Origin of the sequence: Bifidobacterium saguini DSM 23967 (assembly GCF_000741715.1) — a bacterium.
GTDB lineage: Bacteria > Actinomycetota > Actinomycetes > Actinomycetales > Bifidobacteriaceae > Bifidobacterium > Bifidobacterium saguini.
This window is the reverse complement of sequence record NZ_JGZN01000008.1, coordinates 131,344-154,307: the sequence shown is the minus strand read 5'-3', so window position 1 is coordinate 154,307 and position 22,964 is coordinate 131,344. Positions and strand designations below refer to the sequence as shown.

The 22,964-nt window shown below is 55.3% G+C and carries 17 protein-coding genes and 1 pseudogene; 12 read left to right on the top strand and 6 right to left on the bottom strand.

From position 1 onward, the window contains the following. Positions 1-44: 44 nt before the first annotated feature. Entirely contained in the window at positions 45-1,388 is a 1,344-nt protein-coding gene (locus tag BISA_RS06685) for a metal-dependent hydrolase family protein (RefSeq protein ID WP_033890947.1), read from the top strand. Between the two features lie 233 nt (positions 1,389-1,621). Here the strand turns inward: BISA_RS06685 and BISA_RS13475 are convergent, their stop codons facing one another. Beyond that, complete coding sequence (locus tag BISA_RS13475; protein ID WP_272945245.1) at positions 1,622-1,750, bottom strand: hypothetical protein; 129 nt, start codon at positions 1,748-1,750, stop codon at positions 1,622-1,624. A gap of 323 nt (positions 1,751-2,073) precedes the next feature. On the opposite strand from BISA_RS13475, the gene BISA_RS06680 reads away from it, so the two are divergent. Further along, the gene (locus BISA_RS06680; protein WP_033890946.1) at positions 2,074-3,102 is read left to right on the top strand and encodes a LacI family DNA-binding transcriptional regulator; all 1,029 of its coding nucleotides are present in this window, start codon (positions 2,074-2,076) and stop codon (positions 3,100-3,102) included. On the opposite strand, the gene BISA_RS06675 is transcribed toward BISA_RS06680, so the two are convergent. From BISA_RS06675 to BISA_RS06665, 3 genes are read right to left on the bottom strand one after another with little or no spacing between them, the layout of a single operon-like run. Beyond that, entirely contained in the window at positions 3,099-3,632 is a 534-nt protein-coding gene (locus BISA_RS06675) for a peroxiredoxin (RefSeq protein ID WP_033890944.1), read from the bottom strand. The genes BISA_RS06680 and BISA_RS06675 overlap by 4 nt on opposite strands. A gap of 17 nt (positions 3,633-3,649) precedes the next feature. Beyond that, entirely contained in the window at positions 3,650-4,333 is a 684-nt protein-coding gene (locus tag BISA_RS06670; protein ID WP_152597195.1) for a YczE/YyaS/YitT family protein, read from the bottom strand. A gap of 3 nt (positions 4,334-4,336) precedes the next feature. After that, positions 4,337-4,765 (bottom strand): MarR family winged helix-turn-helix transcriptional regulator, encoded by a 429-nt coding sequence (locus tag BISA_RS06665; RefSeq protein ID WP_033890943.1) that lies wholly within the window; start codon positions 4,763-4,765, stop codon positions 4,337-4,339. 148 nt (positions 4,766-4,913) lie between these two features. Here BISA_RS06665 and BISA_RS11975 point away from each other — a divergent pair. Then, positions 4,914-5,957, top strand: a pseudogene (locus BISA_RS11975) (PPK2 family polyphosphate kinase). Between the two features lie 71 nt (positions 5,958-6,028). Here the strand turns inward: BISA_RS11975 and BISA_RS06655 are convergent. Beyond that, a complete protein-coding gene (locus tag BISA_RS06655) occupies positions 6,029-7,321 on the bottom strand; it encodes an MFS transporter (RefSeq protein WP_081890052.1) in 1,293 nt (430 codons plus the stop codon). A 398-nt stretch (positions 7,322-7,719) separates the two neighbouring features. Here BISA_RS06655 and BISA_RS06650 point away from each other — a divergent pair, with 398 nt between their 5' ends. The 7 genes from BISA_RS06650 to BISA_RS06620 all read left to right on the top strand — a co-directional run bounded on the left by BISA_RS06650 (position 7,720) and on the right by BISA_RS06620 (position 17,477). After that, the gene (locus BISA_RS06650; protein ID WP_202806955.1) at positions 7,720-9,084 is read left to right on the top strand and encodes a glycoside hydrolase family 28 protein; all 1,365 of its coding nucleotides are present in this window, start codon (positions 7,720-7,722) and stop codon (positions 9,082-9,084) included. 48 nt (positions 9,085-9,132) lie between these two features. After that, positions 9,133-11,361, top strand: coding sequence for an alpha-galactosidase (locus BISA_RS06645; protein ID WP_033890941.1), 2,229 nt, complete (start codon positions 9,133-9,135; stop codon positions 11,359-11,361). Between the two features lie 36 nt (positions 11,362-11,397). Further along, positions 11,398-13,071, top strand: coding sequence for a glycoside hydrolase family 43 protein (locus tag BISA_RS06640; protein ID WP_051917386.1), 1,674 nt, complete (start codon positions 11,398-11,400; stop codon positions 13,069-13,071). Between the two features lie 100 nt (positions 13,072-13,171). Next, the gene (locus BISA_RS06635) at positions 13,172-14,485 is read left to right on the top strand and encodes an ABC transporter substrate-binding protein (protein WP_033890940.1); all 1,314 of its coding nucleotides are present in this window, start codon (positions 13,172-13,174) and stop codon (positions 14,483-14,485) included. Positions 14,486-14,530: 45 nt separating this feature from the next. Next, positions 14,531-15,499, top strand: coding sequence for a carbohydrate ABC transporter permease (locus BISA_RS06630; protein ID WP_202806954.1), 969 nt, complete (start codon positions 14,531-14,533; stop codon positions 15,497-15,499). Continuing rightward, positions 15,499-16,392 (top strand): carbohydrate ABC transporter permease, encoded by an 894-nt coding sequence (locus tag BISA_RS06625; protein ID WP_051917385.1) that lies wholly within the window; start codon positions 15,499-15,501, stop codon positions 16,390-16,392. Before BISA_RS06630 ends, BISA_RS06625 begins: the two co-directional genes overlap by 1 nt. Before the next feature lie 5 nt (positions 16,393-16,397). Continuing rightward, positions 16,398-17,477 (top strand): LacI family DNA-binding transcriptional regulator, encoded by a 1,080-nt coding sequence (locus tag BISA_RS06620; RefSeq protein ID WP_033890939.1) that lies wholly within the window; start codon positions 16,398-16,400, stop codon positions 17,475-17,477. 68 nt (positions 17,478-17,545) lie between these two features. Here BISA_RS06620 and BISA_RS06615 read toward each other — a convergent pair whose 3' ends face one another. Continuing rightward, entirely contained in the window at positions 17,546-18,157 is a 612-nt protein-coding gene (locus BISA_RS06615; protein ID WP_033890936.1) for a TetR/AcrR family transcriptional regulator, read from the bottom strand. 408 nt (positions 18,158-18,565) lie between these two features. On the opposite strand from BISA_RS06615, the gene BISA_RS06610 reads away from it, so the two are divergent. Further along, positions 18,566-19,267 carry an ABC transporter ATP-binding protein gene (locus BISA_RS06610; protein WP_033890935.1) on the top strand — a complete coding sequence of 234 codons (702 nt, stop codon included), beginning with the start codon at positions 18,566-18,568 and terminating at the stop codon, positions 19,265-19,267. 2 nt (positions 19,268-19,269) lie between these two features. Further along, positions 19,270-22,668 carry an ABC transporter permease gene (locus BISA_RS06605; protein ID WP_237746108.1) on the top strand — a complete coding sequence of 1,133 codons (3,399 nt, stop codon included), beginning with the start codon at positions 19,270-19,272 and terminating at the stop codon, positions 22,666-22,668. Positions 22,669-22,964 lie beyond the last annotated feature (296 nt).

The window sequence follows — 22,964 nt, the reverse complement described above, 5'->3', positions numbered from 1 at the left end:
TAAGAGGCGAGTAGCGCAGGCCGTCCAATGAAGGAGTGTTTGCCATGAGTCGCCGCCAGTCTGTGATTGAACCGTTTGCGCTCGCCCATGTGCGTGTGGTATCCGGTGACGAATCGGGAACCGTGCGCAATAACATGACTGTTCTGGTGAACGCGGCCGGCCGCATCGAGCAGGTGGCGCCCAGCATCGAAACCAGTATCCCCGAGGAATACCATTACCTGGATGGCACCGGCAAAACTGTGATGCCCGGCCTGATCAATGCGCATACACATCTGTTCGCGCAAGGCAAGCCGCTGAATCCCAAACTTGCTACGCCCAAAGGTCAGAGAATATTGTCACAACTGGTGCATTCGGCGCTAGGCAGACCATATATGTCTTCAACGGTTGCACAGAACGCGAAAACCTTACTGGAATCCGGTGTTACCACTATCCGCACGCTTGGCGATGTGGGCTATGAAGTGGCGGATTTGCGAGACCGTATTGCCTCTGGCGAAGCAGCTGGGCCACGAATCTTGGCATCTGGTCCACTGATGGCGATTCCGGAGGGGCATGGAGCGCCGTTGATTGCGCTTACGAGTTCCACACCTGAGGAAGCCCGCGCCTGTGCATTGCGCAATATTGAGCATGGCGTCAATGCCATCAAGATTGCGGCCACTGGGGGAGTGACCGACGCGCAGAAGATCGGTGAGGCCGGCAGCCCTCAGATGAGCATTGAGCAGATGCGCGCTATTTGTGAGGTGGCACATGAAAACGGCATTATCGTGGGTGTCCATGCGCAAAGTGCCGAGGGCGTGCGCCGCGCGCTTGAAGCCGGAGTGGATACCGTTGAACATGGCAGTGTACTCGATGATGAGCTGATTGCGCTATTCCGGCATAATCCGAATTCGCTACGTGGTTATTCCGCTTTGGTACCGACGCTGTCCGCCGGGCTTCCTCTTACGATGATTGACCAGAAAGTGACTGGCATTACGGGCATTCAGCTGGAGAATTCCAAGACCGTGGTAGCAGGCATGGTATCTGGCGCGCGCCAAGCACATGAAGCGGGACTGATGGTGGGCGTTGGCACGGATACCGGCATGACGTTCGTACCTCAGTATGCAACATGGCGTGAGCTGGTGCTGTTGACTCGATTCGCCGGATTCACGTCTGCTCAAGCGATTCATGCAGCCACGCAAGTCAATGCTCAAATACTTGGTGTGGATGATGTAACCGGCTCTTTGGAGGTGGGCAAGGCCGCTGATTTGCTGGTATTGAATGCTAATCCGTTGGATGATTTACATGCGTTGGAGCATCCGGCATTAGTGGTGGCCGCTGGTCGGCCGGTGTTCAGACCTAATGTGGAGCATTTCCAGCAAATCGACCAATTGTTGGATCGCGTGTATGAGTAATCCCAAGCTCCCCTCTGTGAGGGGAGCTGTCAGCGTAGCTGACTGAGGGGAGTTTTGCATAATGCGTACACATGTACGAAAAAAAAGAATGAAGCGGACGCCGTTGTCCGATTATTCAGTTATGCCAGCTGCATGCCGACTGTTGAATTATCGAATCTTCAGTTGTGTGACCTTCTCGGTCGGGGAGAAGCGCCGATATATGCGATTCTCGTGAGCGTTTAAGCGCCGGTGATTCAGCGAGCGATCTTCTCGGAATCGTTGACGATGTCGGCGATAACCTGGCCGTTCTTCATGCCGGACTGAGACATGGAGTTGGCGCCGTAGAGAGCGAGGCCGCGCAGCATAGAATCCTTGAGAGACATGATTGTTTCCTTTCGTTAGTCAAAGCCGGTCGGCTTTGAGTTTTTTGTGGTTTCGTTTGAAACCGGTTTCATAATACCGTGGAAAATGGTGCTTGGCAAGTTACCTGATGGTCATCGGCGTTTCGCGCCATTTTCCGCCATTCTTACTCCTGCTTGAATCGAACCGGTTCGATATGTTCGGCATGTTCGATAGCTGCAGAGCGGTGTGGGGCGAAACATAGTGGGGGTTGGACCATTGCTGCGGTCCCTTGTTTGTGCCGACGCCTTTCTATTGTGGGAGGTAGCAGCTATAGGTCACTGATTGCGGTCAAAAGGGGAGAGGTATGGCGAGAAGCACAGGGCATTCGCGTCCAGTCATCAAGGACGTGGCCAAACTTGCCGGTGTTTCGGCGCCTACGGTATCCCGATATTTGAATGGCACCGCGAAAATCGCTGAAGATAAGCGCAAGCGTATAGCTGAAGCCATCAAGGAACTTGGATACGAGCCCAGCATGGCCGCCCGTGCGTTGTCCAACCGAGAGATGGACTCCGTGGTGGTGTTCGCCTCTAAACCGGATGAGTTTTCTACGTCCGCCACCAATCACGGGGTTGAAGCGGCGGCCCGCAAATGCGGCTTTCTTCTGAATATCGTTTCGCTGGATGAGTCCGATATCGCTTCCGTTGAGGCTCGCGTACGTATGGGGCTGGCAGTGCGGCCGGCCGGAGTGCTGGTCTATGAGTACGGCTGGGCCGGTGTAGAGGCGCTGAAGGCGATTCCGCGAGGTGTTCCAACCGTAGTGGTTGGCGGCGGATTCGGCGATGGTGATTATCAGGTCATCAATGCTGAGCGTGATGGCGGCCGCTGGATGACTATGCATCTGCTTGATTTGGGGCACAAGACGGTGTTCCATGTGCAATGGGATCAGGAATCAGGCGACAATTCTCGCACTAATGGATGGCGGGATGCGTTGGAAGAACGTGGTATCGATGTGCCTGAGCCGGTGGTGGTGCCGATGGGTGATTTGAATAAGGCGGTAGCTGTGGGGCGAAAGCTTGGCCGTCGCAAAGATGTGACCGCGGTGTTCGCCGCCACTGATGAGTTGGCTATCGCCGTGATAAAAGGCCTGCGCGAAGCGGGCCGCAAGATTCCGCAGGATGTAAGCGTTATTGGCTTTGATGACATGGCGTTCGATGCCATGTGGGAGCCGCCGCTGACCAGCTATACGCAGAATTTTCATGATATGGGTCAACGGGCGTTCCGAATGATTTTTGACCAAATCCAAGCTAAACGCTCAGGTCTTGAGCTGCCGCCCGCCCAGGTCGAAATCGTGCAGGGCCAGCCTTGCTTGCGTGCTTCGGAATCGGCTCGTTAGCCGAGCTTCTTCAGTAACGATTCCACATGGCCTTTGGCTCGCACGTTGTAGCGGGCCAGTTCGATCACACCCTGAGCGTTAATCGCAAACGTGGAGCGCAATACGCCCACATGCGTCTTGCCATAGAGCTTCTTCTCGCCATAGGCGGCGTACAACTTATGCGCAGTCAGATCAGGATCGGAAAGCAGAGGGAATGAGAGATGATCGCGTTCGCGGAACTTCTGCAGTTTTGCAACCGGATCCTTTGATACGCCGAGCACCGTATACCCCAGAGCGCCTAGACGCGCCATATTATCGCGGAAATCGCAGGCTTCCGTGGTGCAGCCGGGCGTCATCGCAGCCGGATAGAAGTAAAGAATCACGCTTTTACCCTGTGCGGTGAGTTCGGAAAGCGTGATTTCAGATTCGCTGCCGTCCGGGTTGACGGCTAGTAGCGTGAAGTCCGGTGCGTGCTCGCCAGCTTCGAGGCGCGCTGGCATATGAGTCGCAGTTGATTCGGTCAATTGTTCTGTATTCGTCATGGCTCCCATCGTAATAGCAACTGTTGTTAGTCGATGGCTTGAGAAGGTACTGCGGTACCGGTGGTTTTGATACGAGGATCCGTGGGCGCGACGAAGCGGACGTGGCGGTTGAAGAAGTTCACGATCACTCCGGTGATGGCGGCCGCGATGATCGTGCCGACGCCGAGCCCGTTAAGCCGGCCGAAGAAGATGAACGAGAGTACGCTGGCAATCACAATCAGTGAGATATCGAAGCAGACCTTGACCGTGCCGAAGCGCACCTTGGTCACCATGGAAAACGCGCGCACGATACCTTCGCCGGGCACCATGATGAGCTTTGGCGTGACCTCCATGCAGATGCCAAACGCCAGCAGCGTGGTACCAAGCAGCAGGCCGATGCCGCGCAGCCACCATGAAGTGGGGGAGAACCATTGCAGTAGCACCATACTCACATCTAGCGTGGCGGCGAACCAGAACGTGACCGCCAATTGCAGATACTGCACTGGATGGAAGTCGCGGCGCAACAATATGACTTCGATAAGAACAAATATCGCGTTCATCGCGAACGTGGTGATGCCGAAGCTGATCCAGGGGAATCTCAGCGTCACTACCCACGCAATACTGGATATCGGCGAAGTGCCGAGATTACTTTTGGTGATCAGCGCGATGCCAAACGACTCGATGGCGAGTCCCACGAGCATCGATGCCAAACGCTTCACGAAATATGGCATGTTCTATTCCTCCTCTTGTTCGATGTTGGCTATGACATGGCGCAAGCCTTCGCGTAAAGTCTTTCGTTCCGTTTCGCTCATGCCTTGCATGGCTAATTCGTCGGCCTGCTGCATAATCGCCGCAATACGTGTCGCATAGTCGAGACCTGATTCGGTCAAAAATACGCGATAGGACCTTTTGTCGGTTTCGTGTACTTCGCGCCGAACGAGCCCACGCTGTTCCATGCGGTTCAGCAGGCCAGTCATCGTGGACTTATCGAGAATGCATTCGGCGCAAATCTCTTTGGCGGTGCGTCCATCCTGTTCGGCTAAACATTCGATGATTTTGGGCTGCCCCGGCAGAAGGCCGATGCGGCGAATCGCCTCATCGATTCTCCGATTGGAATGGTTGAACGCGCGCAACAGCAGGAAATGCAGTTCGTCATCCAGCATTGTTTTGCTTCCTTTGATACAAGTGCGATGAGCAGCAGCGGATGATTGTTGCTCGGATTCCTATACTATCGTTTTTAGTTGGCATGCAAACTAAAAACGCGATGTACGATAGATGTAATTTCAGTGAAGAGTACATTGTGGTTCTCAAATGGTTACTGGAGACTATGCCAATGGGGGTGCGCTGATGGGCAAGGATGATAAGCGTAAAGATACGGTCAAACGTCAGCGGGAGCAATCAAAACGCATGAATAAGATGCTGGACCGTGCCTCGGATTGCATATCCGCGATCAGTGAGGAACATACTGCAGCCGGTCAGCTTGCAGCCGCCGCGAAGGCAAGCGAACTGCTGAGCAGTGTATGGTCGTTGTCTCCGGCGCAACAGCTCATGTTTCAAGCAAATATGAGCCTTACGGATGTGGACCCTGGCTCCACTCTGGGATTCGAGGGCGCCAAGGCGGATGGGGGAGCGGTTCATCGAGCTGTCGTCCGATGATCTGGCCCGATATCAGATGCTCATGTATGCCAATGGTTCCCGAGGGTCTAGTAAACGTTTGCTGATCGTGTTGCAAGGCATGGATGCCTCGGGCAAAGGCGGCATAGTGCGCCATGTATTCAATCAGGGCAACCCGATGGGTATGCATTACAAAGGATTCGGCAAACCCACCGAAGAAGAGCTCAGCCATGATTTTCTGTGACGGGTGGAGAAGGAATTACCGCAACCGGGTTGGATTTCCGTATTCGATCGCTCACATTATGAGGATGTGGTGATGCCACATGTATGCGGCACCTATCCGGAATCGATATGGCGGCCGCGCTACGAGCGTATCAATGAGTTCGAATCACAGTTGGTTGCAGATGGGTGCACGATCATCAAAATCTTTCTGGTGTCCAGCAAGGAGGAGCAGCGCAAGCATTTCCTGGGGCGATTGGAAGACCCCACCAAATACTGGAAGTTCGATATCTCTGATTTGGATGCGCGTGAACGTTGGGATGATTACATGGCCGCGTGCAGGAGGTGTTCGAACGTACGAGCACCGAAGCTGCGCCTTGGTATTTGGTGCCCTCCGATAACCGTTGGTATTCCCGTGCGGTGGTCAGTGAATTACTACGTGATGCGATGCGACGCATGGACCAACATTGGCCCGAATTGAACGTCGACCCGGATGAGGTGCGGAAACGTCTGGGGGAGTAGTGCATACGGAAAAGGGGCGTGGCCATGACGAGCCACGCCCCTAAACAGGAGTAGTCAGAAGCTGACGAGAATCACTTCACGTTCTTCATACCGAGGATGGACAGTGCGCCGAGGGTCAGCACGATGAAGCCCATCGGGAAGAGGCCGGCGTAACCGAAGACGTGGAAGACCCAAGCACCCAGCAACGGGGCCAGCATCTGGCCGACGGTGCCCATGGCGTTGATGAAGGACAGATCCTTAGCAGCCTGATCAGGGTTCGGCAGCACGGAGGTCATCAGAGACTGATCGATGGCGATGAACAGACCGCCGCCGATGCCGGAGAGAGCCACGTAGATGGTGTACATGAGCGGGGTCTGCACAATGAGCGGCAGCCAGCAAGGGACGCCGACGAGGAACATGCCGACGGCAGCCGGGATCTTCATGCCGCCCTTGAACAGCATGGAGACCGGGCCGGAGAGAGCGGACATGAGCACGGCGAAGATTAGGCTCAGCAGAGACATCAGAGCCATCCAGGTTGCCGCGGAAGCTGCGGAGGTGTGCATCCAGTCGGTCAAGGTGTACAGACGGTAGGTGCCAATACCACCAGGCAGCATGTAGAGCAGGCGGGAAAGGCATGCGAACCAGTAATCACGGCCGGCGTGGGTCGGAGGCAGGAACTGCTTAAAAGCGGAGAGATCCATCTTGACCGGCGGCACGTCCTTGTTGGACGGCTCAGCGGTGACAATCACGGCGATGATCATAGCGATATCGGCGATGACCAAGGTGACGAATACGCCGTTGGACACAGCGCCAACGGAGGCGACGAACAAGGAGCACAGGGACTGGAAGCCGTTGAGGCCGATCTGGGTAGCGATGCCGAAGGAAGATGAAGCGGAACCACGGTACTTCTCAGGAATAAGGTCATGCATCCAAGCCATGCCAGCGGACATCATAGCGCTGTAGAAGGCGGTGTAGATGAACCATGCGCCCATGGCAATGACGGTGTTATCGGAAACGGCAAAGAGCACGAGGCAGACGGTGGCGATGATGGAGCTACCAATCAGCCATGGGGTACGAGCACCGAAGCGGGAACGGGTCATATCGGACAGTGCGCCGAAGATGATGCCGGCGAACACAGAGATGATCAGGGTCACTGTGGTGGCGGTGGCGGTCAGGTTCACCTTGTTAGCCGGATCAATGAAACCGATCTTGGCCGGCAGCAGGATACCGCTGATGCCGAAGAACGGACCGTAGAAGGCGATAGTGCAGAAGAACTGGCCGATGACCGGGCGCCATGGGTATTTGCCCGAGTCCTTCGGCTCCATAGTTTTGGTGGATTCTGCATTACTCATTGTTTGTTTCTCCCTCCTCAGGAAAAAACGCATGGCCGCGATGCCTGGGCAAGCTGCCGTGCTTGGTTTTGTAATTAGTTACATCGTAACATCATTTTTTATAACGACAACTCCAGTTAGCTCAATAATGTGAGCGTTCACGGCGTGTCGCGATGGTTTCTTGCTTATTGAGAAATCGATTTCATATAGTCTAAAACCATTGGAAATAAAGGGATTTGAAAACGATAACAGTATGGTAAAAAAATTATCGATAAACTGATTTGTCGGCGTGTTGCATGTAACTGGTTTCACAAAATGACGGAAACATGTTACATTGAGTCCAGCAAATCAGTCAGTGTCGCACTATCTGAATCATCGAGACTCATATAGTTCGCGCTGGGACATAGCGGTCACAGTAAAGACCCTTAATACAGAGGACGGGAATGGTAATCATGACTACACATGATGTCCGTGATTACGGTGCTATCGCCGACGGCATCACCAATAATGCCAAGGCCATTCAGGCGGCTATCAACGATTGTGCTGCGAACGGCGGCGGCATGGTGACGCTTGCCGGTGGCACCTATATGTCTGGCACGCTTTGGATGAAGTCGAACGTTACGCTCAACATCGATGTCACCGCCATGCTGCTTGCCAGCCCGAACATCAATGACTATTCGGCCGAACATGTGCATCATCAGCGTTACCGCAACGAGACCAATCTGGATCGATGCTTCATTTATGCCGAGGATGCCCACGACTTCGCCATCATCGGCCACGGTGAGATTAACGGCAACAACAAGGCATTCCCGAACGAAGGCTCCATCTACCGCCCGATGATGTTCCGCATGCTGCGCTGCAACCATGTGCGCCTCGAAGGAATCAAGATGGTTGATTCCTCATCCTGGACCTGCGCATTGCTCGACAGTGAGTACTTCTGGGCCCATGGCATCGACATCCACAATTCCGGCAAGCCCAATGGCGATGGCCTCGACTTCGACGGTACGTCACATGTCTACATCTCCGACTGCCGTATTCAGGGCACCGACGACAACATTTGTCTGCAATCCAGCTCCAAGGACTACCCGGTTCACGACTACCACATCACCAACTGTGAGCTGTCCAGCATTTGCGGCGGTATCCGCATCGGCTTGAAGTCCATCGGCGACATTCACGACGTGGCCATTTCCAACTGCACGTTCAACCGTATCTGGCGCGAAGGCATTAAAATCGAATGCACCGAAGGCGGCTTCATCTCCGACATCACCGTCTCCAATTGCACGATGCGCGACGTGACTCGCCCGCTGTTCGTGATTCTCAACAACCGCTACGAACCGGACGGTTGGGGCAGCTCCGTGGAACTCGACCACATGCCTGAGATCGGAACGCTTGAGCGTCTGTCCTTCTCCAATATCACCGTCACCGACAGTGAGGAGATGGCCAACATCCATCACGGCTTCGGCAACGACATTCAGGGCCAGCCGAAGTTCGCCGGCTTCCGCTTCGATGCCGCGGAAGGCCATCCGATTAAGGATGTCACGCTGCGTGACATTCGTTACACCTACATCGGTGGTGTGAAGAAGTCTGACATCCCGTCCGATTACCCGCGTCTTGTGGACAAGCTCGTTGAACCGGATGTGAAGTCCAGCGAGAACTACTGGCCGGACTGGTCGCGCACCACATTCATGGACATCCGCAATGTGGATGGTCTGGATGCGCAAGGTGTTCGTCTGCATGCTCTTCACACCGATGGGCGCCCCGCAACGCTCTTCGACGGCACGCGATTCGTTACCGAGCCGGACATCGTTGTCGCGTAAGTGATGAGTTAACGGAAACGATCGTTAATGTTCAAAGGAGAATGGCATATGTCCTGCATCAATCAGTTCAAAGGAACCGGTTCGGATGGCGAATCCATCAGTGTGGTGTACGCCGAGCAGCCGAGCGCAAACATCGCATTCGCATTGGCTTTCACCGGGGACCAATTGCCGAGGTTAGTGCATTGGGGGCGGCCTCTTGCTGATCCGAAAGCGGCTCTTGCGCTGTACGATGCAACCCGCCCGCAGCGCGTCTCCGGTGTGCTTGACTACACACCATGGCCATCGGTGCTGCCAACCCAAGCCGAAGGCTGGATGGGCACATCACGTTTCAATGTTGCCCGTGACGGTGTAGAGCTGTTCTGCAAGTTCGTGGTCAACAATGTCACCATAGGCAAACACGACAATAACGGTATCGCTGGTGCTGATGTGCCGACCGTGACCGTGAACGCGGTGGATAATGAGCAAGGTGTCGGCCTTGTCTGGACCGCCGAGCTGCTGCCGGGTGGACTCATCCGCCAGCATGCCACCGTGCGTAACCTTGCTGATGGCGAGTTGGAAGTGAACAAGGTGGAACTTGGCTTCGCGCTTCCGGCAAATGCCAACGAAGTGCTCACCACCACCGGTCATCACCTGCGCGAGCGTCAGCCGCAGCGTCATCTGCTTGGCGTGGAACGTATCGAAAAGAATTCCGTGGTTGGTCGTCCTGACTTCGACGCCTCGCTGCTGCTCGCAGCTGGTGAGCCGGGATTCGGATTCGAGCATGGTGATGTGTACGCCGTACATGTGGCGTGGAGCGGCAACTCCACGTTGACTGCGGAACGGACCCCGTATACGCAGACGTTGATTGGCGGCGGCGAGGTACTGTTGTCCGGTGAAATCGCTCTGGCCAAGGGCGACGAATATGCGACTCCTTCGGTGTTCGGCGCATATGGCGATGGATTGAACGAAATCGGCATACGATTCCATTCCTATGTGCGCTCCCTGCATCCGGAACTTACTGCCAAGCCACGCCCGGTGATGCTCAACACCTGGGAGGCCGTGTTCTTCGACCACAACTTCGATACGTTGAAGGCGCTGGCCGACAAGGCCGCCGCCTCGGGTGTGGAACGCTACGTGGTGGATGACGGCTGGTTCGGTTCCCGTCGCGACGACACCTCAGGCCTCGGTGATTGGCAGATCGCCCAGGACGTCTGGCCCGACGGTCCCAAGTCTTTGAAGGCGTTGGCGGATTACGTGCATGCCAAGGGCATGGAATTTGGTCTCTGGTTCGAGCCGGAAATGATCAACCCGAACTCCAACACCTATCGTGCCCACCCGGATTGGGTGTTGAAACCCGCCAAAAACCGCATGCCGATGGAAGGTCGCCATCAGCAGGTGCTCGACCTGAGCAATCCGGACGCCTACCAGTACATTTACAACTCCATCAACGGTCTGGTCGACGAGCTTGGCATCGACTACATCAAGTGGGACCACAACAAGCAGGTCACCGAGGGTGTTTCCCCCTACACCGGTCGTCCCGCGGTGCACAGCCAAACACTTGCCGTCTATCGAATCTGGCATGACCTTAAAGCCGCTCACCCTGGTCTCGAAATGGAAAGCTGCTCTTCCGGCGGCGGCCGCATGGATCTCGGTATTCTGCGGTATGCCAGCCGAGTCTGGACTTCCGATTGCGTGGATCCGGTGGAGCGTGAGGATACTCAGCGTTACACGTCGCTGGTTGTGCCGCCGTGCATGATGGGCGAGCATATCGGCCACAGCCCGGCATACGCCACCCATCGTGCCACCAGCCAGGAGATGCGCATGACCATGGCCTTCTTCGGTCACATGGGCATCGAATGGAACCTGCTCAAGGAGCCTGATGAGGCATTGGCCAAGTTGGGGGAGTGGGTCACGGAATACAAGAAGCATCGCGAATGGTTCGCCAAGGATATTTGCGTGCACGCCGACCAATGCGATCCCGCAGTACGTGTGGACGGCATGGTCAAGCCTGACAAGTCCGCAGCCATCTATCGGTACACGATGCTCACCACATCCAGCACCTATCCGAACGCACCCGTGCATCTGCCCGGACTCGACCCGGATGCCAACTACCGCGTTTACCCGTTGGCCGTGAACCTCAATCTGGACGCTTCCGGCGCCAATGTCGGCTTTTCGCCGCTTGGCTGGTGGAACGAGGACGGCATCGTACTACCTGGCCGGGCTTTGACCACCTACGGCATCCGGCCGCCGGAGCTCAATCCTGCGCAGGCAGCCCTCTTCGCCGCAGTCAAAGCTTGAGCACAATACTGTATATTTTTGGAAAGGAACACCAACATGACCACGATGATCACCAACCCAATCCTCAGGGGCTTCCACCCGGACTCCAGCGCCCTACGCGTCGGAGACGACTACTACATCGCCACCTCCACCTTCGAATGGTGGCCGGGCATCGACATCTACCATTCCAAGGATCTGGTGAACTGGGAGTGGGTCGCCGCTCCGGTCAACCGTGAGTCCCAGGTCAACCTGCTGGGCAACTACAACTCCGGTTCCTTGTGGGCTCCTCACCTGAGCTACTCGGACGGCAAGTTCTGGCTCGTCTACACGGATGTAAAGACCTTCGCGCCGATCATGAATACGCTCAACTATGTGATTACCGCGCCGACCATCACCGGCCCGTGGAGCGAACCGCACTTCCTGACCGCATCCGGCTTCGACCCGTCCATCTACCACGATGACGACGGCCGCAAGTGGTTCCTCAACATGCTCTACGATCCGCGCCCGGGCCATGAACTCTTCTCCGGCACCGTGATTCAGGAGTTCGACCCGAACACCATGGAACTCATCGGCGAACGCAAGCACTTCTACAAGGGCACCAAGCTCGGTGTGTGCGAGGCGCCACAGATTCTGAAGAAGAATGGTTGGTACTACCTGCTGTGCGCCGCCGGCGGCACCGGCTACATGCACGCCGCCACCGTGGCTCGTGCCCGCAGCCTCGAAGGTCCGTTCGAGGATTCGCCATACACGCCGATCATGACCACTCGCGACGAGCCGACCAACCCGCTGCAGAAGTCCGGCCACTGCTGCTTCCTGCAAATCGGTGACGAATGGTACATTACCCAGATCTGCGCACGCCCGCTCACCGAACGTGGCAACTGCACGCTTGGCCGTGAAACCGGCATCCAGAAGATCTACTGGACCGAAGATGGTTGGCCGCGCATGATCAACGACTCCATCAGCCCGATGCTCGAAGTGCCGGCACCGAAGGGCTCTCAGGGTGTGGTGCAGAAAACAGACCATTCCGAGCGCGTTGAGTTCGAAGCCAACTGGGATGTGCAGAAGAACGCGCCGCTCACCTCGGTGACTGACCCGTCCATTCCTTCGAGTTTCAAGACGCTGCGTACCGCACTCGTGGCTGAAGAGGACTATTCGCTCACCGCACGTCCGGGCTGGCTACGTTTGAAGGGCGGTCAGACGTTGTGCTCCCTGTTCAAGCAGTCCCTGTTCGCTCGCCGTTGGCAGTCCTATGACTTTGACGCGGAGACCGTGCTCGACTTCGACCCGAAGAACTACCAGCAGCAGGCCGGACTAGTGCTGTTCTACGACACCGACAACTGGATCTACGCCTACGTGTCCTTCGATACTGAAGGCACCGATCGTCGCGTCGTTCAGGTGCTGCAGAACGATCACGGCAACCTTACCCAGGGCTCCGAACTGGTGCCACTTGAGGACGGCCCGGTGCGTCTGAAGGTCGAAGTGCGTCACGACAAGGCCAACTTCCTCTTCGCCCAAGGTGAGAACATGTATGGTGACAACCCTGAGTGGAAGGCCGTCGGCGGCGATCAGCCGGCCGACCACATCAGTGACGACTACCTCGAAAAGCACAGCAACCCCTTCCGCTGCGCATTCACCGGTGGCATGGTCGGTATCTGCGCCCAGGACACCGATGCACACAAGTCATATGCTGACTTCCAGTACTTCGACTACGAGGAGAAGCGCGAGAAGTAAGCTGACGTTTGCTTCTCTTTGGCTCCCCTCTCTGAGAGAGGAGCCAAACAGATATCCATCGAAACTCATAACGCAAAACGAGGAATTAGGATTGAAGGTTATGAAAGGTTTGCATCGTTGGGGCCGTATTGCGTCAGCCCTTACGGCGGCATCGGCATTGATTATGCCGTTAGCCGCCTGTGGTTCCAGCACCGCTCATGATGGCCGCGTAACCATTGAATGGTGGGGCTATGAGCAAGGCCAGCAGGAGCAGGCCGACGCCTTCAATCAATCACAGGATAAGATTCGGGTGGTCTACCATCGGCAAGCCACCAACACCAAGGCTGAGGAATCGCTGGTCAATGCCGTCAAAGCCGGTCAGGATGTGCCTGACCTGTTCGAAGCGGATATGGACTCCACCATTTCACTGCTTGCGGCTGGTACGATCCAGAACATTGCCCCGTATCACCCGGATCTTTCCAACATCAATCCGAACGCGGTTGAGTCATTCACCGTGGCAAATCGTCTCGCCGCCATACCGTTCAAGTTCAGCCCGCAATTCATCATTGCGAACCAGCGCACATTCGACGAGTACGGTGTTGCCGTCCCCACAAATTGGGATGAGTACATTCAGGCCGGTGAGCAGCTGAAAGCCGCCAATCCGAAGATCAAAATCATCAACCTGGCCGGCGAGGACCCCACTACGTTGGTGGTGCTTGCCCAGCAGTTCGGAGCACAATGGTATTCGGTCAAAGGCGATAGCTGGGTCATCGATATCAATGGTGCACCTACCAGAAAAGCCGTCGGTTACCTACAACGCATCGTGGATGAAGGGCTGTTCAGTCAAAAGACCTTCATCGAATGGGATGCGCTGATGCAATTCTTCCAATCTGGGAATCTCGCCACGATTCCCACCTCCACATGGCAGCTTTCCGCCTACCAGTCCAACTTCCAGAAATCGTTGGGGGATTGGAAGGCTTACGACTGGCCTAAGGAATCCGCCGATTCGCCGTTGGTCTCGCCGCTCAATGTGCAAGGTTATGCACTCCCGAAAGGGGCGAAACATCCGCAGGAGGCTTTGGAATTTGCGCTGTGGCTCGCCACTAATAGCAAGGCCGCGCATATCGCGGCAAGCCCGACAACCGGCAACGGCACCTTCCCGGCCATGAAGGATGCCACGCCGTATATCGCCGATTCGCTGCCTGACAAGCTGCTCAAAGATAAGACCGGTGCCGAGCAGGTGGTCAAGGATTCCATCGATTCCGCAACCCCATACTCGACCGGCATCAATTGGTCCAGCATGTACAAGCAACTGCAGGACCAGTGGGCGAAATTCATCAACAAGCAAGTCACCGGAGATCAGATGCTCGACTATCTGCAACGATGGACTGTCGCGGATTTGAAGAACAAGGGCATCAATGTGCGAGAGGCTTAACACGTTGATTATTCTCAACACTCATATGCGCCAGCGTTGGAGGGCATGATGACGAATACTATCGATAATTCGATTGCTTCGGATGCGAAAACTCAGGAACGCCAAATTGCGAATCCGGTGGCCGCATGGCATCGCCATCGTGGACTCAAGGGAGCATTGTTCTCTCTCCCATTCTTTGCGCTGTTCCTGTTTTCATTTATTCTTCCGTTCCTTTACGCACTGTGGGAAAGCCTGTTCGTCTTGAAATACAGTAGTTTGGGTCTTGATGGGCCACATCCACGGTTCGCCGGTTTGACGCAGTATGTACGCGCCTTCCAGGATGCTGCGTTCTGGAACGGCATGGGACGCGTGGCATTGTTCACCTGTGTGGCCACACCGTTGATTATGGCGTTCGCAGCAGTGGAGGCATTGTTGCTGGATGCGGCTAAGCGAGCGGCTAAGAAAGCCTATCGTTTCCTGTTGCTGGTGCCATACATGGTGCCGACCATTGTCTCCACGCTGGTGTGGGTATACCTGTATTCGCCGGACATTGGCCCACTGAAGCGTTTCTTCGCGTTGCTTGGATTCACCGTCGATTTCTTCAGTCCGCAGTTGCTCTGGGTCTCCATGGCAAACCTCCTGCTGTGGGTGAACATAGGTTTCAACATGCTCATCATGTATGGTTCGCTCACAGCCATTGATCCGTCACTGTATGAGAGCGCACGCATCGATGGTGCCAGCGAACTACGCATCGCCTGGTCCATCAAACTGCCGATGATTCGGGGCACGCTATTGTTGACCGGACTGCTGTCGATGATTGGCATGCTGCAGCTATTCGACCAACCGTTGCTGTTCCGTTCGGCTTCCCCGCAGACCGTGACCGCGAATTTCACGCCGATCATGACGATTTACAACTACACGTTCTCCGCAGGAGGCGACTACAACTACGCTGCAGCACTTTCGGTGGTATTGGCGTTGGTGATCGCGGCCATTTCCGCAGTCGTCTACGGTGTGACCAATAGGAAGGGGAAGTGATGGCCAAGCAATTCATGAAGCCTCGGTATGGTGCGGCTGCTCGTTCCCGCCAATCCAAGTGGAGTCGCCCGGGTGTCCTGATCGGCCTTGTGCTGCTCACGTTCTATTCCATTGCGCCGCTCTGGTGGCTGGTAGTTTCCGTGACCAAAAGCCGTGTCGAACTGTATAACACCAGCGGCCTGTGGTTCGGCTCCGAAAACCACATCGTAGAGAATTTCCAGCAGCTGTTCACGTATGAGGACGGCATTTTCTTCCGCTGGATGCTGAACTCCATTCTCTACGCGGGCGTTGGCGCCATCGTCTGCACAGTCATCTCCATCGCGGCCGGATACTCATTAAGCAAGTTTGATTTTCCCGGTAAGAAGATTGAAATGGCGCTCGTCATGGCATCCTTCCTGGTGCCTACGGCATTGCTGACTTTGCCGTTGTACCTGCTATTCGCCGGCCTGCACCTGACCAACACTGTATGGTCGGTGCTGATTCCCTCATTCGTCAATGCGTTCGATGTGTATCTCGCCAAGGAATACATTGACGGCACCGTACCGGATGAGCTTTTGGAGGCGGCTCGTGTGGATGGCGCAGGGGAGCTGCGCATTTTCGGTCAGATTGTGGTACCGATGCTTTCTACGCCGGCCGCTACCATCTTTATTCTGACGTTCGTATTGCAATGGAATAACTTCTATCTGCCGATCACCATGTTACGTGGTTCGGATAAGTGGACGCTGGCACTTGGCTTGTATAGCTTTATGCAAACCAAGCAATCCTCGGTGTTCGATCCGACCACCATCGCGCTTGCAGGCTCGATAGTCTCCATCATTCCGTTGGCGGTAGTGATGATTCTGATGCAACGATTCTGGCGTTCCGGTGTGGCGCTTGGTGCAGTGAAGGGGTGAATGACATGACTGGAATAACGGATGCTGCTGTAAAAACATCCAAGGGACCAGCAAAAACCGGCAACGCCAATATCAGGGATATCGCTGCGGCAGCAGGGGTTTCCGTGGCTACCGTATCTCGTGTGATGCGCGGCAATGCCCGTGTCTCTGATGCCACGCGCACCAAAGTGGAGCAAGCAGTGAAGGCATTGGGATATGTTCCGAATGCGCACGCCCGTGCGTTGACCACTCCGCCGAATTCCATCACTTTGGTGATGCGTGCCTTGTCGGGTGGTACATACAATGCCATGGCGGGGGCTTTGGCTGAGGAGTCCGTGCGAAGGAAGATGTCATTCCGCGTCATTGTGACTGGTGGCGCGTATACGGGTTCCCGCGTTGATGCCAAAGTGGTGCTTACTGATTTGCTGGGTCAGCGTCCGCGTGTGGCCATCATCACGGCTGACGATGATCCGGGATCCATTAAGGATGCTGAACTGAACACATACGTGAATCAGTTCCAGGAAGTGGGAACCTCTCTCGTGGCGCTTGGCCGTCCGCGTATGGGGCTGGATCCGCGCATCAGCGTGGTCTATTATGCGGGCGAGCGGGGCATGCATGAGCTCACCCGATACCTTATTTCCCTGGGGCATCGTGACATTTTGTATGTGGGGATTCGCCCGGAGTCCGAAGTGTTCAACGAACGCTACCGGGGATTCCTTGCGGCTCTCACCGAGGCCGGTATTCGTCATGACACGTCACAGGATCTTCCATACGTGCGCGATGGCGGCGCGAATATGGCGCAGATCACTGATCGCTATCGCACAGGGGTGCCATTCACTGCCGTCGTCGGTGCCACTGATATGGCGGCGCTGGATGCCATCAAGGCATTGATGTCTGCCGGTGTATCCGTTCCTGATCAGGTTTCGGTGGCCGGATTTGATGACATGCCTCTTGCTGGTGATTTGATCGTGCCATTGACCACGGTTCGTGTGCCATACGAACGTTTGGGGGCCGCTTCCGCCGATGCTGGTTTGAATGACATCCGCGATGTCATCATGCCTACTGATGTGGTGGTGCGTCGTTCCACCGCTCCTATTGCGGTATGAGTCGATTTGGGCTCGTGCATGAGCGGGAGCCCCTCAAGCGGGACGGATTAGATGGTTGGCTGGGTGTCTCACCACAGTACGTCAATCGGTGCAGTGGTTTTATTGGTTTCGATGATGTGACAGATCTGTTCCGGGGTCTCCTTGCAGCCGCGGCGAATCCATAGCCAGATAATCGAGGAGACGGCGGAGACGAGAATCTCCATTGCATAATCGGCGGGAATGCCGTTGTAATCATGCTTGGGCTCCTCGCCGAACCGCTTGGCTTGTGCCACGATGAGCTGCTTCAGTACGTTCTTCAGGCGATCATACAATTGCATGTCAGTGCCTGAGCGGGAGATTGCGTTGAAGAAGGCATAGTCATTCTTGACGTAATGCAGCGCTTTGGCTATGGCCTCCTCTTTGAACGCATCGCAAATCGCTTTGCCGTCGGTGGTGATGGTCTGCCCGTTGTCGTCCGAGTTCTCGACAAGGATCTGGGTCAAGTCGTCGATGGTGTCGTCGATAAGCTGCTGGCGTAGATCGAACTTATCAATGTAATGCATATAGAACGTGCCGCGATTGATGCCGGCCGCGCGGGCGATGTCGCTCACGGTCATGGCGTCGAAGCCTTTGGATTGCATCAACGAGGTAAACGCTGCCTTGATCTTCGCCTCGGTTTTGGTATTGCGCTTACCAGCCATTGCTGCCTCCGTTCTGTTGCATATGCGTTTGGCATCATCACAGCAACTTTGAGTGCCTCCTGTGAGGCTCCCCTTGTCGGGGGAGCTGTCGCCGTAGGCGACTGAGGGGTAGTCTCATGAGGTCTTGTGTTGATTGCTGTGATGTTGCTCTCATGTGCGATTCTATCAACACGTTGTCTGATTAACCCGCAGAATCGGCAAAATATTCATATGTGTTCAATTTAGACAGTTCGCCCAATTGTGGTCATTGACCGGCAGTTTCTCGCGAAATTACGATGCAAGTAATAAATCAACACGTTGTTCGTTTTGACTTATCGACGTTCGACGATGACGACATCTACCCCTCAGTCACCTACGGTGACAGCTCCCCTAGCAAGGGGAGCCAGAGGATGGAAGAGGACAGACACTATGGCATACATCGAAATGGTTCATAGCTTCAAGCGTTACCAGACCGGCAACACTACTATCACGGCCAACAACGACGTCAGCTTCGGCATCGAAAAAGGGGAGTTGGCCATCATTCTTGGAGCATCCGGTGCCGGCAAATCAACTGTGCTCAACATTCTGGGCGGTATGGACAACAACTCCGAAGGCCAAGTCATCATCGACGGCAAAGACATCTCCAACTACAACGCCCACCAGCTCACCGACTACCGTCGCTACGACATCGGCTTCGTCTTCCAGTTCTATAATCTCGTGGCCAACCTGACCGCCAAAGAGAACGTGGAGCTCGCCTCCGAAATCGTCAAAGATGCACAGGATCCAGTGCAGACACTGATTGACGTCGGGCTCAAAGACCGCATCGATAATTTCCCTGCTCAGCTTTCCGGTGGCGAACAGCAGCGCGTGGCCATCGCCAGGGCCGTGGCTAAGAATCCGAAGATTCTCCTATGTGATGAGCCGACCGGCGCGCTCGACTACAACACCGGCAAACAAGTGCTGCAGATCCTGCAGGATCAGAGTCGAAAGAAAGGTGCCACGGTGGTCATCGTGACCCATAATTCAGCCATCGCACCCATAGCGGATCGAGTCATTCACATGCACGATGCGCGCGTCAAATCCATCGAAATCAATGAGCATCCGATGGATATCAAGGATCTGGAGTGGTAAACATGGCTGATTTCAACGATTTTCTGGTGATCGACAAAACCGACGCTCAACAGACGTCGGCTCGTCGTAGCCATAGACGCAGCACGGCATCACGCACCGGAATGCTGCGCAAACGCATGCTGTGGAAAGACATCTTTGCGACCCTCAACAAATCCAAAGGGCGCTTCCTCTCCATCGTAAGCCTCATGCTGCTCGGCTCGTTTGCGCTTGTTGGCCTGTTCGTCACCGGTCCGAACATGCGCATCACCGGCACCGACTACTACACCACCAATCATCTGGCGGACGTTACCGTCATCAGCGATTACGGCCTGACCGACGACGATGCGCGCATCATCCGCAATACCGCGGGCGTCAAATCCGCTGAATTCGGCTACTTCAAAGATGTGACCATCAACAACAGCAATCACAGTCTGCGTGTCTACTCCAATCCGAAAACCATCTCCACATTCGCTGTGGAAGAAGGACGACTGCCGAGCAAAGCGAACGAAATCGCCTTGGATCGCACCGAGCGGAACAAGTATGCCATCGGCAGCACTATCGCCATCAGTGAACAGCCGGATATCGCGGGTGACAAGGTCTTGAAGCACAGCCGATACACGGTGGTCGGGTTCGTGAATTCTACCGAAGGATTATCGAATGTGAATCTCGGCCAATCCACAGCCGGCACCGGCGAATTGGATGGCTATGCCGTGGTAACGGACTCCGCCTTCGATTCCAAGGTGAAGATGATCGGTCGTGTGACCTTCAACGACACGCAAAACGTCGACTATTGGACCAGCGAATACCGTGACCTTGTGCAAGCGCATAAAGCCGTTTTGACCAAGCGCCTCGCCAATCAGCCCAAGGCTCGCGAAGATTCCATCAAAGACGAGCGTCGTCAACAGATCGATAAGGCGCAGTCGCAAGTCGATGCAGCCAAGCAACAACTTAGCGATGCCCAGACGCAGCTGAACGATGCCAAGGCCCAAATCGAATCCGGCAAAGACCAGCTAACTGATGGCAGTATCCAAGCCGTTGATCAAACATCCTCAGCACTGGCGGAACTCTCCGGTGCAAGCGCACAAATCGCCTCAGCCGGCTCCCAATTGACTGCAGCGCAAACCAAACTGGCGGCAGGCGGACAGCAGCTGAGTCAGGGGCAAGGCCAGCTCGGCACAGCTTGGCAGCAACTTTCTGATGCTAAAACACAATTGGACATGGCTCGCACAGCGTTGGACACATCCAAAACAGTGCTGGATAAAACCGGCGCGATATTGCAATCCTGGGCTGACTCAGGGCTGACCGGCAATGCATACAGCAGTGTGAAAGCGCAGTACGACAAAGCGTTGCAGGCATACAATGATGCGGCGGAGCAATACAACAATAAACTCGGCGAATACAACGCTGCATTAGGGCAGTGGAATTCCAGTGCCTCGGCTCTCGAACAGGGGAGTGAGGAGTATCAGCAGAATGCGGCAGCTATCGCGGAAGCATGCAATCAGCTGGCCAATAAGCAGACCGAACTGGGCACAGCCGTATCCAGTGCACCGGACAGCGCGTCGGCAGGAGCCAGTCAGCTGATTGAAGGCAATCGTAGCATCGAAAAAGCGGAAGATGAATACAACCAGAAGCTGCAGGAATTCAACGACGCCAAGCCGGCCGCCGAAAAGAAAATCAAGAAAGCCGAGCATGATATCGCACTGGCCCGCGAAAAAGTGGATACGCTCGAAGTGCCCGCATATTCGATTGACGGACGCCGCGAAGGCCTGACCTCGGAAGGCTACCGAGTTTACGAAATCATCGCGAACATCGTGGAAAAACTGGCGTTGATTTTCCCAGTGTTCCTCTACTTCGTGGCAGCGCTGGTGACCTTCACCACAATGGGCCGCATGGTGGATGAAGAACGCACCAATTCGGGCACATTGAAAGCGCTGGGCTACGGTAATCAGGACATTTTGAAGAAGTTCGTGTTCTACGGATTCACCGCCTCAACCATCGGCACGATTCTGGGTGTGCTGCTTGGCCATACGGTGCTGCCGATGATCGTCTACCACGCGTACAGCGATGGGTTCACCGTGCCTCGCATCGCACTGGTATTCCATCCAGTCGTGACCTTGGTGGCATTCCTGCTCGCATGGGTGAGCGCCGTGGTGCCAGCCGTCCTCGCCGCATACCGTGAACTGCGGGAGAAGCCGGCTGCCTTGTTGCTGCCGAAGCCGCCCGCCAAAGGTTCGAAGATCTTCCTGGAACGCATCAAACCGCTGTGGAATCGACTGAACTTCACGCGCAAAGTCACCGCCCGCAATCTATTCCGATACAAGACCCGAGGCCTCATGACCATATTCGGTGTGGCCGGAGCCGTATCGTTGCTGACAGCCGGACTTGGCGTGCAGGCATCCATTGGACAGATCGGCGAGCGACAATTCGACGAAATCATCCACTACGACCTGATTGTTGCCGAACGCAGCGATAACAACGAAGAGCAGAACCAGGCGGTGGCCAAATCCATGAAACGGGCTGCTGCGGTATCCTCCACGCCGATTCGTTACGAGGAACTCACCAAAACCTCCGGCAAAGAGCATGACAAGCAGAGCATTACCCTGCTGGTCACTGATGATGCCTACAACTTCGGGAATTATCTGACGTTGCGCTCGCGGGTTGGGCGCAAGCCGCAAGTCCTCACCGATCGTGGAGCGATCATCTCCGAACGCATGGCTGCCATGCTGGACGCCAAAGTGGGGGATACCATCACCGTGACCGATTCGAGCGGTGTGAACCGACAGGTACGTGTCGACGGCATCAGTGAAATGTACATCGGACATTTCATGGTGATGAGCTCCGGCGAATACGAGCATGTGTTCCATAAGGAGTACCAGTCGAACGCGTACATGGTGAAGCTCGAAGATAACAGTATTGAGAACGCCGAAAAGCAAGGTGCACGGTTCATGACAGTGGATGGCGTCAGGTCAGTGGTGCAGAACACCACGATGAAAAATCAGGTGGCCACCATCGTAAACTCGCTCAACCAGATTATGGAGGTGCTGATTCTGGTGGCAGCGTTGCTCGCCATCGTGATTCTCTACAACCTCACCAACCTGAACGTTTCGGAGCGAATCCGCGAGCTCTCGACTATCAAAGTGCTTGGTTTCCATTCGAATGAGACCACGATGTATATCTATCGAGAAACCATTGTGCTGTCCGCGCTGGGCATTGTGGGCGGTTACACGTTCGGCGGTTGGCTGCATCAGTACATTATCACCGAAGTGCCGCCGGACGAGGTGATGTTCGATCCGGCACTCGGCTGGGCCGCATTCGTGGTGCCGCTGGTGCTGATTACAGTGGTGCTGGCGTTGCTGGGTGCAGTGGTCTACCGACGATTGCGCACGGTGGACATGCTCGCCGCACTGAAATCCGTGGAGTAGCGGCTGGATTGTCTCGACATTCCTTCGTATGTTCGCGCAACTGACGAGTAGTGCGCGAACATACGAAGGATTTTGCCGGTTTAAACGTTTGTATGTTCGCGCAGGCCTCGTCCTCGCGCGAACATACAAACGTTTTTTTGCTTTCCTCGCATGGGAATAATCGTTTTGCGCGCGAAAGCGAGGGACGTGACGCGGCCGGTTCTGTGAGTGTCCCAAAATTGCGTAAAATTGACTCTTGACTTTTTACGCAACTCGGTATATGGACAGCGAAACGTAAAAGACATAGTGCAACGCTA

Excerpts from the sequence above, each read along its gene's own strand:
- BISA_RS06685 (WP_033890947.1), top strand. The coding sequence starts at position 45 with ATGAGTCGCCGCCAGTCTGTGATTGAACCGTTTGCGCTCGCCCATGTG.
- BISA_RS06635 (WP_033890940.1), top strand. The coding sequence starts at position 13,172 with ATGAAAGGTTTGCATCGTTGGGGCCGTATTGCGTCAGCCCTTACGGCG.
- BISA_RS06640 (WP_051917386.1), top strand. The coding sequence starts at position 11,398 with ATGACCACGATGATCACCAACCCAATCCTCAGGGGCTTCCACCCGGAC.
- BISA_RS06630 (WP_202806954.1), top strand. The coding sequence starts at position 14,531 with ATGATGACGAATACTATCGATAATTCGATTGCTTCGGATGCGAAAACT.
- BISA_RS06680 (WP_033890946.1), top strand. The coding sequence starts at position 2,074 with ATGGCGAGAAGCACAGGGCATTCGCGTCCAGTCATCAAGGACGTGGCC.
- BISA_RS06615 (WP_033890936.1), bottom strand. The coding sequence starts at position 18,157 with ATGGCTGGTAAGCGCAATACCAAAACCGAGGCGAAGATCAAGGCAGCG.
- BISA_RS06620 (WP_033890939.1), top strand. The coding sequence starts at position 16,398 with ATGACTGGAATAACGGATGCTGCTGTAAAAACATCCAAGGGACCAGCA.
- BISA_RS06675 (WP_033890944.1), bottom strand. The coding sequence starts at position 3,632 with ATGGGAGCCATGACGAATACAGAACAATTGACCGAATCAACTGCGACT.
- BISA_RS06610 (WP_033890935.1), top strand. The coding sequence starts at position 18,566 with ATGGCATACATCGAAATGGTTCATAGCTTCAAGCGTTACCAGACCGGC.
- BISA_RS06655 (WP_081890052.1), bottom strand. The coding sequence starts at position 7,321 with ATGCGTTTTTTCCTGAGGAGGGAGAAACAAACAATGAGTAATGCAGAA.
- BISA_RS06605 (WP_237746108.1), top strand. The coding sequence starts at position 19,270 with ATGGCTGATTTCAACGATTTTCTGGTGATCGACAAAACCGACGCTCAA.
- BISA_RS06665 (WP_033890943.1), bottom strand. The coding sequence starts at position 4,765 with ATGCTGGATGACGAACTGCATTTCCTGCTGTTGCGCGCGTTCAACCAT.
- BISA_RS06650 (WP_202806955.1), top strand. The coding sequence starts at position 7,720 with ATGACTACACATGATGTCCGTGATTACGGTGCTATCGCCGACGGCATC.
- BISA_RS13475 (WP_272945245.1), bottom strand. The coding sequence starts at position 1,750 with ATGTCTCTCAAGGATTCTATGCTGCGCGGCCTCGCTCTCTACGGCGCC.
- BISA_RS06670 (WP_152597195.1), bottom strand. The coding sequence starts at position 4,333 with ATGCCATATTTCGTGAAGCGTTTGGCATCGATGCTCGTGGGACTCGCC.
- BISA_RS06625 (WP_051917385.1), top strand. The coding sequence starts at position 15,499 with ATGGCCAAGCAATTCATGAAGCCTCGGTATGGTGCGGCTGCTCGTTCC.
- BISA_RS06645 (WP_033890941.1), top strand. The coding sequence starts at position 9,133 with ATGTCCTGCATCAATCAGTTCAAAGGAACCGGTTCGGATGGCGAATCC.